The 16,281-nt window shown below is 73.4% G+C and carries 15 protein-coding genes and 1 pseudogene; 4 read left to right on the forward strand and 12 right to left on the reverse strand.

The window, feature by feature from the left end; genetic code table 11:
- Window positions 1-29 precede the first annotated feature (29 nt).
- Window positions 30-1,228 (reverse strand): annotated as a pseudogene (locus Nocox_RS14270) (RNA-guided endonuclease InsQ/TnpB family protein); the annotation flags it as partial.
- 152 nt (window positions 1,229-1,380) lie between these two features.
- Here Nocox_RS14270 and Nocox_RS14275 point away from each other — a divergent pair.
- Window positions 1,381-1,992, forward strand: a complete 612-nt coding sequence (locus tag Nocox_RS14275; protein WP_020547732.1) for a TetR/AcrR family transcriptional regulator — start codon at window positions 1,381-1,383, stop codon at window positions 1,990-1,992.
- A gap of 84 nt (window positions 1,993-2,076) precedes the next feature.
- Here the strand turns inward: Nocox_RS14275 and Nocox_RS14280 are convergent, their stop codons facing one another.
- Window positions 2,077-2,871, reverse strand: coding sequence for an ABC transporter permease (locus tag Nocox_RS14280; protein ID WP_020547733.1), 795 nt, complete (start codon window positions 2,869-2,871; stop codon window positions 2,077-2,079).
- Window positions 2,868-3,896 carry a daunorubicin resistance protein DrrA family ABC transporter ATP-binding protein gene (locus Nocox_RS14285; protein ID WP_020547734.1) on the reverse strand — a complete coding sequence of 343 codons (1,029 nt, stop codon included), beginning with the start codon at window positions 3,894-3,896 and terminating at the stop codon, window positions 2,868-2,870. Before Nocox_RS14285 ends, Nocox_RS14280 begins: the two co-directional genes overlap by 4 nt.
- Window positions 3,897-3,945: 49 nt before the next feature.
- On the opposite strand from Nocox_RS14285, the gene Nocox_RS14290 reads away from it, so the two are divergent.
- The gene (locus Nocox_RS14290) at window positions 3,946-4,704 is read left to right on the forward strand and encodes a TetR/AcrR family transcriptional regulator (RefSeq protein ID WP_020547735.1); all 759 of its coding nucleotides are present in this window, start codon (window positions 3,946-3,948) and stop codon (window positions 4,702-4,704) included.
- Window positions 4,705-4,955: 251 nt separating this feature from the next.
- On the opposite strand, the gene Nocox_RS14295 is transcribed toward Nocox_RS14290, so the two are convergent.
- On the reverse strand, window positions 4,956-5,321 hold the full coding sequence (locus tag Nocox_RS14295; protein ID WP_020547736.1) for a MerR family transcriptional regulator: 366 nt from the start codon (window positions 5,319-5,321) through the stop codon (window positions 4,956-4,958).
- Window positions 5,322-5,399: 78 nt separating this feature from the next.
- On the opposite strand from Nocox_RS14295, the gene Nocox_RS14300 reads away from it, so the two are divergent.
- A complete protein-coding gene (locus Nocox_RS14300; protein ID WP_033411546.1) occupies window positions 5,400-6,035 on the forward strand; it encodes an SDR family NAD(P)-dependent oxidoreductase in 636 nt (211 codons plus the stop codon).
- 228 nt (window positions 6,036-6,263) lie between these two features.
- On the opposite strand, the gene Nocox_RS14305 is transcribed toward Nocox_RS14300, so the two are convergent.
- The 6 genes from Nocox_RS14305 to Nocox_RS14330 form a co-directional block, all read right to left on the reverse strand.
- The gene (locus Nocox_RS14305; RefSeq protein WP_219495623.1) at window positions 6,264-7,355 is read right to left on the reverse strand and encodes a DNA alkylation repair protein; all 1,092 of its coding nucleotides are present in this window, start codon (window positions 7,353-7,355) and stop codon (window positions 6,264-6,266) included.
- A gap of 35 nt (window positions 7,356-7,390) precedes the next feature.
- Window positions 7,391-7,843 carry a MarR family winged helix-turn-helix transcriptional regulator gene (locus tag Nocox_RS14310; RefSeq protein ID WP_020541529.1) on the reverse strand — a complete coding sequence of 151 codons (453 nt, stop codon included), beginning with the start codon at window positions 7,841-7,843 and terminating at the stop codon, window positions 7,391-7,393.
- Window positions 7,844-7,847: 4 nt separating this feature from the next.
- Entirely contained in the window at window positions 7,848-8,858 is a 1,011-nt protein-coding gene (locus Nocox_RS14315; RefSeq protein ID WP_157382866.1) for a hypothetical protein, read from the reverse strand.
- A 39-nt stretch (window positions 8,859-8,897) separates the two neighbouring features.
- Window positions 8,898-10,673 (reverse strand): NAD+ synthase, encoded by a 1,776-nt coding sequence (locus tag Nocox_RS14320; protein WP_020541531.1) that lies wholly within the window; start codon window positions 10,671-10,673, stop codon window positions 8,898-8,900.
- A gap of 33 nt (window positions 10,674-10,706) precedes the next feature.
- Window positions 10,707-12,206 (reverse strand): BTAD domain-containing putative transcriptional regulator, encoded by a 1,500-nt coding sequence (locus tag Nocox_RS43950; protein WP_020541532.1) that lies wholly within the window; start codon window positions 12,204-12,206, stop codon window positions 10,707-10,709.
- Between the two features lie 187 nt (window positions 12,207-12,393).
- Window positions 12,394-13,596 (reverse strand): MDR family MFS transporter, encoded by a 1,203-nt coding sequence (locus tag Nocox_RS14330; protein ID WP_020541533.1) that lies wholly within the window; start codon window positions 13,594-13,596, stop codon window positions 12,394-12,396.
- A gap of 59 nt (window positions 13,597-13,655) precedes the next feature.
- Here Nocox_RS14330 and Nocox_RS14335 point away from each other — a divergent pair, with 59 nt between their 5' ends.
- Complete coding sequence (locus Nocox_RS14335; RefSeq protein WP_020541534.1) at window positions 13,656-14,627, forward strand: DUF5937 family protein; 972 nt, start codon at window positions 13,656-13,658, stop codon at window positions 14,625-14,627.
- On the opposite strand, the gene Nocox_RS14340 is transcribed toward Nocox_RS14335, so the two are convergent.
- Both Nocox_RS14340 and Nocox_RS14345 read right to left on the reverse strand, forming a co-directional pair.
- Complete coding sequence (locus tag Nocox_RS14340) at window positions 14,618-15,646, reverse strand: terpene synthase family protein (protein WP_020541535.1); 1,029 nt, start codon at window positions 15,644-15,646, stop codon at window positions 14,618-14,620. The two genes, Nocox_RS14335 and Nocox_RS14340, sit on opposite strands and share 10 nt — an antisense overlap.
- Window positions 15,643-16,188 carry an EF-hand domain-containing protein gene (locus Nocox_RS14345; RefSeq protein ID WP_020541536.1) on the reverse strand — a complete coding sequence of 182 codons (546 nt, stop codon included), beginning with the start codon at window positions 16,186-16,188 and terminating at the stop codon, window positions 15,643-15,645. Before Nocox_RS14345 ends, Nocox_RS14340 begins: the two co-directional genes overlap by 4 nt.
- Window positions 16,189-16,281 lie beyond the last annotated feature (93 nt).

Consider the following 16,281-nt stretch of genomic DNA (forward strand, 5'->3'; position numbering starts at 1 on the left):
TCCCCCTCGTGAACGAGGGGGATTCCGACCGTCGCCGGTCGGTCTTCCTGCTTCATCGCCGGTCGCCCGCCCGAGAGGAGGACTCCCGTTGAGGTCTTACGCCAGCTCCACAGGCGTTTCAGCTCTCCGCCGGCCCGGCGGCGAGCAGCATGTTCTGGGCCGCGTTCACTTCGCGGTCATGGACCGCGCCACAGGCACAGACCCACTCACGGACGCTCAACGGCATCTCCTCCTGCAGCGTCCCGCAGTCCGAGCACAGCTTGGAGGAGGGAAAGAAACGGTCTGTCACCGCCAGCGTGCGGCCGTACCAGGCCGTCTTGTACTCCAGCATGCGCCGCAGCTCCCGCCAGCCGGCGTCGGAGATGGCGCGGGCGAGCGCATGGTTCTTCAGCAGGTTGCGTACGGCCAGGTCCTCCACGGCGATCACTTGATTCTCGCGTACCAGCCGTGTGGTGACCTTGTGCAGGTAGTCCCGGCGCCGGTCGGCGATCCGGGCGTGCACCTTCGCCACTTTCAGCCGGGCTTTGGCCCGGTTGTTCGATCCTTTCTGTTTGCGGGCCAGTGCCCGCTGTGCTTTGGCCAGTCTGCGCCGCTCACGACGCTCGTGACGCGGGTTGGCGATCTGCTCGCCGCACGACAGCGTGAGCAGGGCGGTGAGGCCGGCGTCCACGCCGATCGACCGCTCGACCGGCGGCAACGGCGCGATCTTCTCCTCCACCAGCAAGGACACGAACCACCGCCCGGCCGCGTCCCGGCTCACGGTGACCGTGGACGGCTCGGCTCCCTCGGGCAGCGGGCGCGACCATACGATGTTCAGCGGCGCGTTCATTTTGGCCAGGGTGAGCCGGCCGTCGCGCCAGCGGAACGCCGAGCGGGTGTACTCGGCCGACGCCCGCGACTTCTTCTTGCTCTTGAACGTCGGGTACTTGGCCCGTTTGGCGAAGAAGTTCGCGAACGCTCCCTGCAGATGCCGCAGCGTCTGCTGCAGCGGCACCGACGACACCTCGTTCAGGAACGCCAGCTCGGGTGTCTTCTTCCACGCGGTCAGCGTCGCGGACGACTCGGTGTAGGAGACGCCGCGGCCTTCCAGCTTGTGGGCGCGGGTCCGCTCTTCGAGTGCTTTGTTGTAGACCAGGCGCACACAGCCGAACGTCCGGACAAGCTGTTCGGCCTGTTCGGGGGTCGGATAAAAGCGGTACTTGTAGGCCCGCTTCACCAGCTGCGCCACCCCTCGATCCTAGGTGCGAGGTCACTCGCGCACCGGCCGATTCGGAAAGATGGCGGCGGTCAGCCTGGCGGCGTACCGCCTGCTCCTGCCCTGCTCCGCAGGAGTCCGATTCCTTCCCCGCCTGAAGGCGGGGGTCTCCTCGGAGGCATCTGATGACCATCCAGGGAACAGGGACCGCCCGGCCGGCCGGGCGCCCGCGCAGCGAGAAGGCCGAGAAGGCGATCACCGAGGCGACCCTCGACCTGATCGCCGAGGGCATGGGCGTCTCCGAGCTGTCCATCGAGGCGATCGCGTCGAGGGCGGGCGTCGGCAAGACCACGATCTACCGGCGCTGGTCCAGCAAGGAGGACCTGGTCGTCGACGCCCTGGCCACGCTCAAGGCGCCGCTGCCCCCGCTCGCCGGCGTCTCCGTGCGCGACGACCTCATCACCCTGCTCGACGCCATGCGCGTCGAGTCGGGCAACCGGCGCGGCCGGTGCGTGATGAACATCGCGATGAGCGAGGCCGACCGGCACCCGCGGCTGACGGAGCGCTTCGTCAAGCGCGCCATCGAGCCCCGGCGGCGGGCCCTCCAGGAGGTCGTCGAGCGCGGCGTCGCCTCGGGCGAGCTGCGGCCCGACCTCGACGTCACCCTGGCCATGGCCATCCTGTCCGGCACCATGATGTGGCACTCCAAGTGGGGGCCGTCCGGCGACCTGCCGGAGGACCTCGCCGAGCGAGTCGTCGACATGGCCCTGGCCGGCATGGCCCCGCCCGCCCCGTAAGAGCGCCCCGGGCGGCCCGGCCCGCCGGGTGAGAGAGTTCCGGTCCGGTCCCGCCCGCCCCGTGAGAGCGATCGGGCGGGTGGGTCACGACGAGGTGCGGCGGCGGAACAGCACGGCGGCGACGGGCAGGCTGAGTGCCACGATGCCGGCCAGCCAGGCCGCCGCCACCACCCCCGACGACCCCATCGGCACCCCGTCGAGGAGCAGCGAGCGCAGGGTCGCGACGGCGGGCGTCAGCGGCTGGTTGGCGGCGAAGTCGCGCAGCACGTCCGGCATCGTCTCCGCGGGGACGACCCCGTCCGACACGTACGGCAGGAACAGCACCACGAAGCTGAACGCCCCCGCCGCCTGCGTCGAGCGCACCAGCAGGCCCCAGACGGCCGCCAGCGACGACATCGCCAGCACGTATCCGGCCAGCAGGGCGGCCACCAGCAGCCACTCCGTGAGCGTGGCGTGCGGCCGGAACCCCAGGAGCACCGCCGACGCCAGCGCCAGGCCGCAGGCCACCACGTTGCGGAGCACTGAGGCGAGCACGTGCCCGGCGGGCACCAGCCAGCCGCCGATGGGCAGCGTGCGGAAGCGGTCCATCATGCCGCCGGTCATGTCCTCGGCGATGGTGATGGCGGTCGTGGCGGCGCCGTACCCGCCGGACATCAGCAGCACCGCCGGGACCACGAAGTCGATGTAGGCGAGGCCGCTGGAGCCGGTGCTGATCGCGCCGCCGAAGACGTAGACGAAGACCACCATGATGATCACAGGCAGGGCGATGTTCACGATCAGGCCGTCGACGACGCGCAGCTCGCGGCGCAGGTCGCGGACGACGAGGCGGTAGAGGTCAGCCGCCGGGGCTGCTCCCCGGCGCGGGTGCACGGCGCTCATGCCGCGGCCTCCGTCAGCTCGAAGAAGACGTCGTCGAGGGTGGGGGTGCGCAGCTCCACGCGCTCGACCTCGACGGCGGCGCGGTGGAGCGCGTCCAGCGCGCGCCGCAGGTCGCCGGGACCGTGCACGGCGAGCGTGATCTCCCCCCGCCCGGCCTGTTGCCCTGCCTGCTGTCCGGTCTGCTGTCCGGTTTGCGGTGTGGCCTGGTGGCCGGCCTGCTGTGTCGCCGTCTGTTGGGCGACGGGGGTGAGGCCGGCGAGGGTCGCGCGGGCCCGTGGCACGTCCTCGGGGCAGGCCAGGCTCAGCACCAGCCGCTCGGTCCCCACCTGGCGCTTCAGCTCGGCGGGGGAGCCGTCGGCCACCAGCCGCCCGCCGTGGATCACCGCGACCCGGTCCGCGAGCTGGTCGGCCTCCTCCAGATACTGCGTCGTCAGCAGGATCGTCGTGCCCGACGCGAGCAGTTCGCGGATCACCGCCCACAGCTCGGCGCGGCTGCGCGGATCGAGCCCGGTCGTGGGCTCGTCCAGGAACAGGATCCGCGGCTCGGCCACCATCCCCGCCGCCAGGTCCAGCCGCCGTCGCATGCCGCCCGAGTACGTCCCCACCCGCCGGTCCGCCGCCCCGGTCAGGTCGAAGCGCTCCAGCAGCTCGCCGGCCCGCCGCCGTGAGGCACGGCGTCCCAGGTGGTGCAGCCCGGCGAACAGCACCAGGTTCTCCCGGCCGGTCAGCAGGTCGTCCACCGTGGCCTGCTGCGCCGTCAGCCCGATCACCCGCCGCACGGCCCGACCCTCGCGTGTGACGTCGTGGCCGCCGACCGTCGCCGTGCCGCCGTCGGGGGCGAGCAGCGTGGTCAGGATGCGGACGGTGGTCGTCTTGCCCGAGCCGTTGGGGCCGAGCAGGGCCAGCAACGTGCCGGCCGGCACGGTCAGGTCGATCCCGGCGAGGACCCGGGTCTCCCCGAACGACTTCGTCAGCCCGCGGGCGTGGATGGCATCTGTTAACGGCGTACTGTGTATGACGTTCATAGTTTCACGATACTGCAGAATCCAAGGAGCAAGTCAAGGAGGGGTGAGCATGGGGGAGGAACGGCCGCTGCCGTCGGTCGTGGCGCGCATGTGGGGACGCGAGCCGGTGACCCGGCGCGGGCCGCGGCCCCGCCTGGACCTCGCGACGATCACGGCCGCCGCCGTGGAGATCGCCGACGCCGAAGGGCTCGCCGGGGTGTCGATGGCGAGCGTCGCCTCGCGGGTCGGCGTTGCGGCGACGGCGCTCTACCGGTACGTCGGCAGCAAGGAGGAACTGCTCACCGTCATGGCCGACGGCGCCGCGCCGCTGCCGCCGGAGCCGGAGGGGCGGCACTGGCGGGCCTACCTGGAGGTGTGGACCCGGGCCCAGCGCGACATCCTGCTCGGCCACCCGTGGCTGCTGGCGGTGGCCCGCCTCGCCCCGCCGCTCGGGCCGCGCCGGCTGCTGTGGCTGGACCGCGCCCTGGCCGCGCTCGGCGGCACCGGCCTCCACGACGGCGAGAAGGTCAACGTGGCCACCGCACTGACCGGCTACGCGCTCACCGACGCGGCGCTCGTCCACAGCATGGCCGGCGGCCACCCGCAGCTTGAGGAGGCCGGGATCGAGGGGGCGGCCGACTACGGCGAGATGCTGGCCGAGGTCCTCGACCCGGACGCCTATCCCGCTCTGGCCGCCGCGATGCGTTCGGGCGCCATGGGCGGCGGCGAGGGCGGCTGGGTGGAGGACGCCGACTTCGTCTTCGGCCTGAACCTGCTGCTGGACGGCGTCGAGACCCTCATCAGCCGCCGCTCCGGCACCGCCCCTTAGGCCGCGCCGCCCCGTCTACTGGCCTCACCCCACTCCCGTCGGCCACGGCCGTGAAGGGAAGCGAATCCGATCCGCCCCTGCCAAGGTGCCGGATGCTCACGTCCCGAGTGGGGGAGGGGGTGGGGTGGTGACGCCAAGGTGCCGGATGCTCACGTCCCGGGTGGGGGAGGGGGTGGGGTGGTGACGCCAAGGTGCCGGGTGCTTCCGTCCCGGGTGGGGGAGGGGGTTGACGTGGTGGGTGCCGTTCCCGGTCAAGGGTGCTGGAGGGCGGAGGTGAGGAGGGTGTCGAGTGCTCGCTGGGACGTCTGCAGGCGTTCGATGGTGTCGGCGATGCGTCGGCGTTCGCGCCGCAGGTGGCCGAGCATGCCGGGGCAGGCCGCGGCGACCATCCGCCCGCCCTCGTCGTCGTGGACGCAGCTCAGCAGCCGGGCGATGACCGCCGTGGGCAGCCCGGCGGCGAGCAGGGCCCGGATGTGCCGGACCGCGGCGACGTCCGCCTCGGCGTACTCCCGGTAGCCGTTGGGCAGCCGCACCGGCCGGAGGAGCCCCTGCTCCTCGTAGTAGCGGAGCAGCCGCTTGCTCACGCCGGTCGCGCGGGCGAGATCGCCGATCCTCATGATGCTCCTTGACCTTCACATGGATGTGACGCCTTACCGTCCCGACTGTCAGTCGTAACGCGCGGACAGGAGCGGACGATGCCAGGAGCGGTGATCATCGGGGCGGGGCCGGGGATCGGAAGGTCGGTGGCGCGGCGGTTCGCCGCCGAGGGCATGCCCGTGGGGCTGGTCTCGCGTACCGGGAGGACCTTGGACGTGGCGGGGGCGCGCGGCTACACCGCCGACTGCGCGGACGAGGACGCGCTGCGGGCCGCCCTGGACGCGGCCGGCGCCGACCTGGGCGTCCCGGACGTCGTGGTCTACAACGCGGCGATCATCCGCCCGGACACGGCGGGCGAGGCCAGGATGCGGCTCCACCTGGACGCCTGGGCGGTCAACGTGGTCGGCGCGCTCGTCGCCGCGGCGCACCTGGCGCCCGCGATGGCCGGGCGCGGCGGCGGGACGTTCATCATCACCGGCGGCATGCCGGAGCCCAAGCGGCAGTACGTGAGCCTGTCGCTCGGCAAGAGCGGCGTGCGGACGCTGGTGTCGCTGCTCGACCAGGAGTACGGCCCGTCGGGGGTGCACGTCGCCTCGGTCACCGTGGCGGGCCCGGTCGCCCCCGGCACCCCCTTCGACCCGGACGACATCGCCGAGCACTACTGGCGCCTGCACACCCAGCCCCGCGACCGGTGGCAGCACGAAGTCCTCCACGCGGGCGAGCCCGCGGACTGACCGCAGGACGACGTCCGTCGGAGGAGGCGGGCGAGCGGGCGGGCGAAGGCAGGGGGAGTCGGACAGGGGAGAGGGGGAGAGGGGGAGAGGGGGAGAGGCAACGGCGGTCGGGGACGGCCCGCGCCCGGCAGCGGCGAGGTCGGAGCCTGTGAGGGGAGGGGAGGGGAGGGCGGTGAAGGGGGCGGTCAGCAGGGGTCAGGGGGAGGCGAGGGCCAGGGGAGGCGAGGGTCAGGGGTGGCGGGGGTCAGGGGTGGTGGGGGTCAGGGTGAAGGGGGCGGTGGCGGCGGTGCGGCCGTTGAGGATGATGTCGAGCTCGCGTGGGCCCGGCGGCTCGTCCCTGGTGGTGACCGGGCGGAAGGAGTGGGCCTTGCGGACGACGAACGTGGCGCCCGGCGCGGCCGCCTCCCGCTGCCCCAGGTGGAACACGCGCCGCGAGCCGGGTCGGCGGACGGCGTATTTGAGGAGCAGCGGCCCGGCCGCGCCGGAGGTCACCGTGACGGTGAAGGCGAGTGCGCCGCCGACGGCGACCGTGTCGGCCTCCAGGGACAGTGACTCCACCTCGCCGCTGCCGGGCACGGCTCCCACCAGGGCGAGCGCCTCGGGATGGCCGGACCGCAGGAGGCCGCGCACCGCGTGCCGCAGCACCTTCTCGACGTGGGAGCCGCCGCCGGACCGCCAGCGCGCCAGCAGGGCGAGCGCCGCCTCGGGATGGTCCTTGGCGAGGTCGTTGACGTGGTTGGCGACCGAGCGGCGGACGTATGCGCTGGGGTCGTCGCGCAGGCGGTCGAGCAGGGGCAGCGTGGGGCCGGGGGTCATGAGCCAGCCCACGCGGGCGGCCCAGGGCAGGCGCGGCCGGGTGCCCTCGGACGCGAGCCGCCGCAGGTGCTCGTCCGGGGACTCCGCCCAGGCGTACATGATCTTGAGGGCGTCGTCGCGGTGGTGCTCCAGGTAGGGGCGGACGGCGAACTCGCCCGTGGCGTGGGGCGTGAGCGTGGCCAGCGTCTCCATCGCCGGCCGCAGGTGGCCGAGCCCGTGGACCGCCGTGTGCTCGGTGGCGGGCCAGCCGCTCCACAGGTCGAGCGGCACCCGCGCGGCGCTCTCGCGCACCACGGCGGCGGCCTGCGGGTAGGGCAGCGGCAGGGCCTCGTGCAGGGCGTCGGCCACGTGCCTGACGCGGCCCTTCAGCTCCAGCCCGGCGAGCCCGCCGAGGGCGCGCGCCACGAACCGCTCGCGGGGGAACGGCGGCCACGCGGCGGCCAGCCCGTCGGCCAGCGTCGAGACGGACCGGAGGCCGATCATGTCCTTCAGGGGTTGCGCCACGCGGACACTCTGCCAGCCGCCACCGACAAAAAGCGTCAGGTGACGGTGATGAGCCGGATGAGCTCCTCGCGGAAGCGGTCGTAGTCCTCGACGGCGCCGAGCAGGTCGCCGGAGTCGCGTTCCTTCTCGCGGGCCATGGCGAGGACCGCGTCCCCGGCCTCGGTGAGCTCCACCAGCATGCGGCGGCGGTCGTGCGGGTCGGCGCGCTTGACGACGTGGCCGGAGCGGCGCAGGTGCTCGATGGTGCGGCTCATGGTCTGGTCGGTGACGCGGCAGGCCGCCGCGAGCTCGCGCTGCGTGCGCGGCCCCGGGGTGAGGTGGTGCAGGGCGATCAGCCCGGCGTGGGAGAGCTGGTGGGCGGCGAGGAAGTCGTGGAAGCGCCGCTCGACCAGCCGCGCCGCCACCGACAGCAGCCGGCCCACGGGCCATGAGCTGACGTCGTCGCGCATGTCCTGCGGGTCGCCGGGGGCGGGTCGTTCCTGCGCCACCCGCTCATTGTTCCAGACGGGCCGGCTCCCGTGACCGTCCGAGCCGGGCCGCCCGCAGGCCGAGCCACAGCAGCACCGCCAGCACGCCCACGAGCAGGTACTCGATCGCCGGGATGCGCACCACGGCCGACACCCCGCCGAGGTCCCCGCGCAGGCCGTACACGACGAGGGCGCCGGCCGCGTACGCGATCCCGAGCGCCCAGCGCGTGCCCCGCCCGAGCCCGAGCCCGTGCATCTGGGTGACGACGAACACGCCCAGGAAGCCGAACAGGAACATCGGCCAGCTCCCGTCCGGGCCGCTGTTCATGAGGGCCACGAGCGTGCCGTGGGCCGCCACGGCCAGCTCCAGCGTGAGGGTCCACCAGCGGTTGGTGTGCGCCCGGGTGAGGAAGAGGCTGCCCTGCAGGAGCAGCAGGAACATGTAGAGGAACCCGACGAGGTGGCCGCCGGTGTTCTCCATCGGGTGGTACCAGAACGTGTAGACCGCCGCCCAGCTGAACAGGTAGCCGTGGTAGCGGCGGGCGAAGGCGACGATCTCCTGCCCGATCGGCGCCGGCCGGCCGAGGAACAGGCCGCGCCGCCGGTTCTCCATGAGCAGCACCGCCACCAGCAGCAGGATCACCGAGCCCTGCGAGCTGAAGATCGACACGTCCTGGGCGAGGCCGTCGTAGAAGAGCTGGGTCTGGAGCAGGTGGAGGACGACGAAGCCGGTGTTCACGGCCAGCGCGGTGACGTTGAGGCGGTGCAGGCCGGAGGTGTAGCGGCGGACGCGGGTCTGGGCGCGGTGGATCAGCCACCAGAACGCGACCTGGTGGGCGGCGTAGCACAGCCAGGCCGAGGCGCGGGTCCAGGCGGTGGGCTCGGGCAGCTTCCAGTAGTACCAGGAGGCGCCCTGGTCGGGGAGCAGGGTGATGCCCTGCAGCCGCTGCCCGAGCAGCCACACCAGCCCGGTGAGCGCGGCGCCGGCGGCCACACCGACGGTCAGCACCCGCCCGGCCCGCACATCCTTCAGCATGCTGAACATTATGCGAGTCGTTCAGCGCGCTGAACAGACTCAGGCGGTGGTCTCCCTCCACCGGTTGGTGATCGGCAGACGGCGGTCCCGGCCGAAGTTCTTCGGCGTGATCTTCGGGCCCGGCGGGTACTGGCGGCGCTTGTACTCGGCGAGGTCCACCAGCCGGATCACCCGCGTCACCAGCTCGGGGTCGTGCCCGGCGGCGATGAGCTCCTGCGAGCCCATGTCCTTCTCGACGTAGTCGTCGAGCAGCCGGTCCAGCACCTCGTAAGGAGGCAGCGAGTCGGTGTCGCGCTGGTCCGGCCGCAGCTCCGCGCTCGGCTCCTTGACGATCGAGTTCTCCGGGATCGGCCGCTCGGCCTCCAGCAGGAAGCCCGGGCGGGTGTGGGCGTTGCGCCAGCGGGACAGCTCCCACACCATCGTCTTCGGGACGTCCTTGATCGGCGCGAAGCCGCCGGCCGAGTCGCCGTAGAGGGTGGAGTAGCCGGTCGCGAGCTCGCTCTTGTTGCCGGTGGTGAGCACCAGGTGGCCGTTCTGGTTGGACAGCCCCATGAGGATCATGCCGCGCACCCGGGCCTGGAGGTTCTCGGCGGCCAGGCCGGACAGCTCGACCTCCTTCTCGAACGCGGTCACGATGTCGGCGATCGGCGCGATCCGCGCGTGCAGGCCCTGCCGCCGCACCAGCTCCTCGGCGTCCGTCACCGAGTGGTCGGAGGAGTAGCGGGAGGGCATGAGCACCACGTTGACCCGGTCGGGGCCGATGGCGTCGGCGGCGATCGTGGCGGTCAGCGCCGAGTCGATGCCGCCGGACAGGCCGAGGATGACCGAGCGGAAGCCGTTCTTGGCGACGTAGTCGCGCACCGCGAGCACCAGTGCCGAGTAGACCTCGGCGTGCGGGTCCAGCCGGTCGGCGACGGGCGCGGGCTCGGCCGGGCGGGGCGCGGCGGGCTCGGCCGACAGCACCAGGCGCTCGACGGTGATCGTGGTGCCGTCGCCCGCGTCGTACGGGAACGAGCCCGTCGCGGCGTCCGAGACCGGCAGGTCCTCCAGGTCCACCACCAGCAGCTCCTCGCGGAACTGCCCGGCCCGCGCCACCAGGGCGCCCGTGGCGTCCACGACCAGCGAGTCGCCGTCGAAGACCAGCTCGTCCTGCCCGCCGACCTGGTTGGCGTAGGCCAGCGCGCAGCCGGCCTCGCGGGCCCGCCGCGCGCACAGCTCCAGGCGGACGTCGTCCTTCTCCTTCTCGTACGGAGAGGCGTTCGGCACCACCAGCAGCCCCGCTCCGGCCTGCCCGACGACGGACACCGGGCCGCCGTCCTGCCAGAGGTCCTCGCAGACGGCGACGGCGACGTCCACGCCGTGCAGCCGGAAGATCGGCAGCCGGTCGCCGCGCACGAAGTAGCGGTATTCGTCGAACACCCCGTAGTTGGGCAGGTGGTGCTTGGCCGTGCGGGCGACGACCTCGCCCCGGTGGAGGATCGCGGCGGCGTCCAGGGGGGCGCCCTTCGGCTGGCCGACGCGGGGGGCGAGGCCGGCGCGGTCGACGTAGCCGGCCACCACGGGCAGCTCGCCGAGGCCCTCCTCCCGCAGCCTGCGCGCCACCTGCTCCAGGGTGCGGATGCTGGCGTCCACGAAGGACGTCCGCAGCACCAGGTCCTCGACGGGGTAGCCGGTGAGGAACATCTCGGTGAAGACGACGAGGTCAGCGCCGCGCTCGGCGGCGTCACGGGTCCACTGGACCAGCCGGTCCGCGTTGGCGCTCAGGTCGCCTACGGTCGGGTTCGTCTGTGCCAGGGCGATGCGCAGGTGTGCCACGCGGACCAGCCTAGTACGCCCCGATTTTTATCGTCAAAGAGACGAAAAGTGGGCCTTCTCGCCAGGAGTCACCAGACCGGACTCGTACGCCGTCATGACGAGCTGCGCCCGGTCGAACAGCCCCAGGTGCTCCAGCAGCGACTTGACCATCGCCCCGACCTCCTCCTCCGGCAGCGACAGCGTCTGGCCGATCTGCCGGTTCGTCAGCCCGCGCGCGACGAGTTTCAGCACGTCGAGCCGGGCGTCGGAGAGCCCGGCCAGCGCCGGGGGAGAGGACGGGTCGGTGCGCCCGGCGAACGCCGAGATCAGCCGGGTGGTCATCGCCGGGTCGATGAGCGCGTCCCCGGCCGCCGCCGCCCTGATCGCCGCGAGGAACTGCTCGGGGGCCGCGGTCTTCAGCAGGAAGCCGCTCACGCCCGCGCGCAGCGCCGCGTACAGGTTCTCGTCGCTGCCGAACGTGGTCATCATGACGACCTTGGGCGGGTCGTCGCCGGCCAGGATCCTGCGGGCCGCGGCCAGGCCGTCCAGGTGCGGCATCTGGATGTCGAGCAGCACCACGTCCGGGCGGGTGGCGCGCACGCCCGCGATGGCCTCCTCGCCGTTGGCCGCCTCGCCGGCCAGGCGTACGCCGGGGTCGCTGGCGATCATGGCCTTGACCCCGGCCCGTACGAGCGCCTGGTCGTCGGCGACGAGCACGCGCAGCACGTCGCCGGCCGCGCCCGCGGGGGCGGGCGGAGGAGCGGAGGGGGGCGCCGCGGGCGGGGCGGCCGGCGGGGCCGCCGGGGGCGGCTCCTCCAGCCGCTGCGCCAGCATGTCCGCCTCCAGCCGCTTGAGCCCGGCCGTCAGGTCCAGGCCCAGCTCGTCGCGCCACACCGCGCGGGCCCGGCGCAGCGCGGCCAGCGCGTCGCCCTGGCGGCCCATCCGGTAGAGCGCCACGGCCAGCAGCCGCCAGGCCTCCTCGCGCAGGGGGTGCTCGGCCGCGTGCGCCTCCAGGTCGGCGACCAGGGACGTGGCCCGGCCCAGCGCCAGCCCGGCGTCGGCCCGCCGCTCCACGGCGATGAGGCGCAGCTCCTCCAGCCGGCCCGCCTCGGTCACGGCCCAGCTCAGGTCGGCGAACTCGGCCAGCGCGGGACCGCGCCACAGCCCGAGCGCGGTCTCCATGTCCGCCCACACCTGGGCCGCCGGGCCCTCGGACTTCACCAGGCTCTCGAAGCGCCAGGCGTCCACCTGACCGGTGCCGGCTCGCAGGGCGTACCCCGGCGGGGCCGAGACCAGCACCTCCGCCTCCTCGCGCGGCGCGCGGCCGGGCTCCAGGGCGCGCCGCAGGCGGGAGACGTAGCCCTGGATGGTGGAGAGGGCCTGCGCGGGCGGGTTGCCCGGCCAGAGCTCGTCGATGAGGGTGTTCACGGGCACGGCGCGGCCACCGGCCACGAGCAGGCGCGCGAGCACCGCCCGCTGCCTCTGGCCGCCGAGGTCGAGAGGGGCGCCGTTCGCCCAGGCTTGGAACGGTCCCAGCGCGGTGAAGGTCAGCATGTCAGGCGTAACTGTAGAGGGAGAACGTGTTCCGGCATATGGCGAAATGTCACAGTTTGATGGTGGTCGTCGCAGGGGAGCCTTTCCGTCCCCTTGGTTTTGGTGAAAATTATCGCTCGCCTGCCAACAAACGATCAAAAATTTCTCAACGACAGCCTTCCTGCGGGCGTCATCCGGGGCGACGGGGTCAGGCGCGGCGGCGGACGGCTGGGCCGAGGGCCAGCATGCCGGCGGCCGAGAGCAGGCCGACCGCGCCGATCGTGAACCACAGCGCCCGCGGCCCCAGCTCCAGCAGCGGCCCGCCGAACAGCGGGGCCAGCACCGCCGCCGCCGACCAGGCGAGCCCGAACAGCCCCGCGTACCGGCCGCGCAGCTCCGGCGGCGCCAGGGCGGCCACGATGGTGCCGGCGATGCCCGCCGTGACGATCTCGCCCGCCGTCCACACCGCGATCGTCGCCGCCAGCCCCAGCGTGCTGGTCACGAACGCGGTCAGCGCGAACCCCGCACCCATCACGGCCACGCCGAGGGCGAACGTACGGGCCGGGTCCCGGCGGCCGAGCCAGCCGGACACCAGCGGCTGCACGACCACGATCAGCACGCCGTTGAGCGCCATCGCAGTCCCGAACTGCGCCGTGGACAGCCCCGCGACGCTGGTCATGGCCACCGGCAGCATCGTCATCGTCTGCGTGTACACCAGCGCGTTGCCCAGCACGACCAGCGTGAACGCGACCATCACCCGGTCCCGCAGCACCGCGCCGAACCCGCCGGACGCCTCCTTCGCGCCCTCGGGCCGCGTCTCGGGGACCGCCCGCCACACCAGCGCCGCGAAGACCACACAGGAGACCGCGTCGATCCAGAACAGCCAGAGGAACCCGAGCCCCGCGAGCCAGCCGCCCGCCGTCATGCCCACCGAGTAGCCGAGGTTGATCCCCCAGAACAGCAGCCCGTACGCGCGCGGCCGTTCCGCCGGCCCCACCAGGTCGGCGACCAGCGCGTTCGACGCCGGCCTGTAGAGGTCCACGACCACCCCGAGCACCAGCATCGAGGCGAGGACGGCCGGCAGCGAGACGCTGTAGCCCAGCGCGAGCATCGCCGCGCCGGTGGCCAGCATGCCGCCCGACAGCGTCGCCCGCCGCCCGATCCGGTCCGTCAGCATGCCCGCGAGCGGCTGCGACAGCAGCGAGCCCACGCCGAAGACGCCCATCACCAGGCCCGCGGCGGTCACCGACAGGCCGCGGGCCTGGGTGAGGTAGACGCCGGTGAAGGGCATGACCATGGTGCCCAGGCGGTTGACCAGGGTGCCGCCCCACAGGGCCCAGAACGGGCGGGGCAGCCCGCCCACCTGGGCGCGCAGGAACGACGGCGGCTTCTCGACGGACGTGCTCGGCATGCCCCAGAGACTGCGCCCCCCGAGTTGGCCGGGCGAACGATTTAGCCCACACTAAAACAATGTCCATCACCTGGGTCATGCGGCCCGAGGACGTGGCCCGCATCCGGTTCGCGTTCTCCCCGCTGTGGGAGCTCGTGGCCAGTCTCCGCACCCTGCGCCAGCCGGCCCGCCAGTCGCTGCACCTGCCGTGGGTCAAGACCGTGCGCCCCCGGCTGGCCCGGCTGGACCTCACCGAGCTGCTGGCGCTCGTGCCGCCGACCGGCTACCTGGCCGACTTCATCACCCCGCCGCCCGACACGCCCCTGCCCGACTTCGCCGCCGAGCTGGAGCGGGTCAGGCGCACCGCCCCCGAGCGGGTCCTCGACGAGCTGGCGCACCTGCGCGAGGCCGGCGGGTCCGACCCCGCCGTGCTGGACCGCCTCGCCGCCGACCCGGAGTCCGCGGTGACGAAGGCGGCCGACGCGCTGGAGGCGTACTGGGAGACGTGCTTCGCCGAGTTCTGGCCCCGCGTGTACGCGCTGCTCGAACGCGACGTGCTGCGCCGCTCCCGGCAGCTCGCCCAGGGCGGGGCGCGCGAGCTGTTCGCCGGGCTCGACCCGGCCGTCACCTGGACGGGGGAGCGGCTGCTGGTGGACCGGCCCTGGTGCGCCACGGAAGGGCTGCACGGCGACGGGCTGGTGCTCGTGCCCAGCGCCTTCCACTGGCCGTCGGTGGCCGTCATGTCGGCCCCGTACCAGTCGATGCTCGTCTATCCCGTGCTGGGCGTCGGCACCCTGTGGGAGCAGGGGCCGCCGCCCGCGCCCGGCGCGCTGGCCGCGCTCATCGGGCGCAGCCGGGCGCGGATCCTGCTCGCGCTGGCCGAGCCCGCCACCACCTCGGCGCTGGCCGGCCGCATGGCGCTCACGCCCGGCGCGGTCAGCCAGCACCTCGGTGTGCTCAGCGGCGGCGGCCTCGCCGTCGGGATGCGGGTCGGCAAGCAGGTCGTCTACCGCCGCACCCTCGCCGGCGACATGCTGGCGGGTCAGGCGTAGCGGGCCGACTCCAGCAGCCAGTCCAGGTGGGCGCGCGGCGCGGCGAGGTAGGCGCAGGCCACCTTGCTGACGTCCCTGGCCGTCTTCGGCGGGAGGTCCTGCAGCGGCAGCCGGCGGGCTGCCGTGTGCATGTCCTCGCAGCGCCGGACGATCCGCTCCAGCACCCAGGCGGTCGCCTCCCGCTCGCCCAGCCCGAGCTGGCGCATCGCGAGCACCACGAAGTTGTGCACGTCGCCGCGCTCCTTCGGCCGCGAGGCGACGTCGTTGCACCAGGCGGTGACGTCGCTGCAGGCGTCCACGAGCTGCCGCCACGGCTCCGAGTCGTGCAGCCAGTCCGGCACCTCCACCCGCAGGCACGGCTCGACCAGGTCGTACAGGTAGGGGCCGACCGTGCCCCGGCGCAGCGCCGGGTACTCCTCCAGGGTCGGCATGCGGCGCGCCGCGCGGTTGTCGGCCTCGGTGCGGCAGGCGTCGTGCTGGCGCTGCAGCCCCACCGCGAACCTGGCCCGCCACCGGTCGCTCATCCGCGCGCTGGTCACCCGCCACAGGTCGGCGAAGGCCGCCTCCAGCGGGTGCCGCGCCGAGCCCGTGAGCAGGCCCTGGAAGACCTCCACCGGGCACTCGCCCTCGTCCAGCTCGTCGTCCAGGTGGAACAGCCAGGTCAGCCACTGCGCGAACAGCGCGGCGGCGGCCGCGTCGAACTCGGCGAACGCCCTCCCCGCCATCCGGTGGAAGCCGACGCCGGGATCGGCCCGCAGGCCCGTGCGCCGCGCCCAGTCGATGACCGCGGCCTCGATGGCGTACACCGACGGGTGCATCCGGCACGGCTCGGCCATCGCGGGCACCCGCTCGGTCAGCGGCAGCAGCGCCAGCGCCGCCGAGCCGCCGCGGCGCGGCAGCGGCATCATCGACGTCAGGACCGAGCGCAGCGCGGTGCGCACCGTGGCGAACACGGTCGTGCCCGCGCCCGCCGTGGTGCTCTCCGCCGGGTTCCCGGCGCTGTTCACGGTGGCGTTCACAGCGGGCCGAACAGCCAGTTGCCCGCGGCGTTCGGGTCGGCGCTGCGGTAGTAGTCGGCGGCGGCGGCGACCAGGCCGGCCACGGTGAGCGCGCCCCGGCCCTCCCGGTCCAGCCGGTCGAAGGCCGCGTCCACGTCGTCGTAGGCGACGCCGAACGCGCTCAGCATCGTGCGGAACTCGCCGATGGTGATCTCGCCGTCCCGGTCCCCGTCGCACAGGTCGGCCACCGCCAGCGTGGCCGGGCGGAACACCGGGTCGTACAGCTCGCCGGTGACGAACGCGGCCGTCATGGCGGTGCGGAAGTCCGGGCGGGCGATGCCGGAGTCGCCGTCGCGCTCCAGCGCCCGCGACAGCGCGGCCCAGATGCCGTCGAAGCTCTCGACGAGACTCGCCCCGGTGACCGAGGTGGGGGACTCCCCGAAGCCCACCAGGATGCGCGCCCCCAGGCCCAGCAGGTCCTCACGCTCGACGACCCCGTTGCGGTTCGCGTCGATGTGGTCGAAGGCCCGATCGAGCTTGTGATTGAGCAGGTCGATAGCCACCTTGCCTCCCCCGAGACTGACTGCGTTGATCACAGTAAGACGGGCCGGGGGCTTTGTCAGCGAGGCTCGCACCGGCTTGTTCGCGGGCGTCCT

This window comes from Nonomuraea coxensis DSM 45129 (assembly GCF_019397265.1).
Classification (GTDB): Bacteria; Actinomycetota; Actinomycetes; order Streptosporangiales; family Streptosporangiaceae; genus Nonomuraea; species Nonomuraea coxensis.

Excerpts from the sequence above, each read along its gene's own strand:
- Nocox_RS14275 (WP_020547732.1), top strand. The coding sequence starts at position 1,381 with ATGACCATCCAGGGAACAGGGACCGCCCGGCCGGCCGGGCGCCCGCGC.
- Nocox_RS14280 (WP_020547733.1), bottom strand. The coding sequence starts at position 2,871 with ATGAGCGCCGTGCACCCGCGCCGGGGAGCAGCCCCGGCGGCTGACCTC.
- Nocox_RS14285 (WP_020547734.1), bottom strand. The coding sequence starts at position 3,896 with ATGAACGTCATACACAGTACGCCGTTAACAGATGCCATCCACGCCCGC.
- Nocox_RS14290 (WP_020547735.1), top strand. The coding sequence starts at position 3,946 with ATGGGGGAGGAACGGCCGCTGCCGTCGGTCGTGGCGCGCATGTGGGGA.
- Nocox_RS14295 (WP_020547736.1), bottom strand. The coding sequence starts at position 5,321 with ATGAGGATCGGCGATCTCGCCCGCGCGACCGGCGTGAGCAAGCGGCTG.
- Nocox_RS14300 (WP_033411546.1), top strand. The coding sequence starts at position 5,400 with ATGCCAGGAGCGGTGATCATCGGGGCGGGGCCGGGGATCGGAAGGTCG.
- Nocox_RS14315 (WP_157382866.1), bottom strand. The coding sequence starts at position 8,858 with ATGCTGAAGGATGTGCGGGCCGGGCGGGTGCTGACCGTCGGTGTGGCC.
- Nocox_RS43950 (WP_020541532.1), bottom strand. The coding sequence starts at position 12,206 with ATGCTGACCTTCACCGCGCTGGGACCGTTCCAAGCCTGGGCGAACGGC.
- Nocox_RS14330 (WP_020541533.1), bottom strand. The coding sequence starts at position 13,596 with ATGCCGAGCACGTCCGTCGAGAAGCCGCCGTCGTTCCTGCGCGCCCAG.
- Nocox_RS14335 (WP_020541534.1), top strand. The coding sequence starts at position 13,656 with ATGTCCATCACCTGGGTCATGCGGCCCGAGGACGTGGCCCGCATCCGG.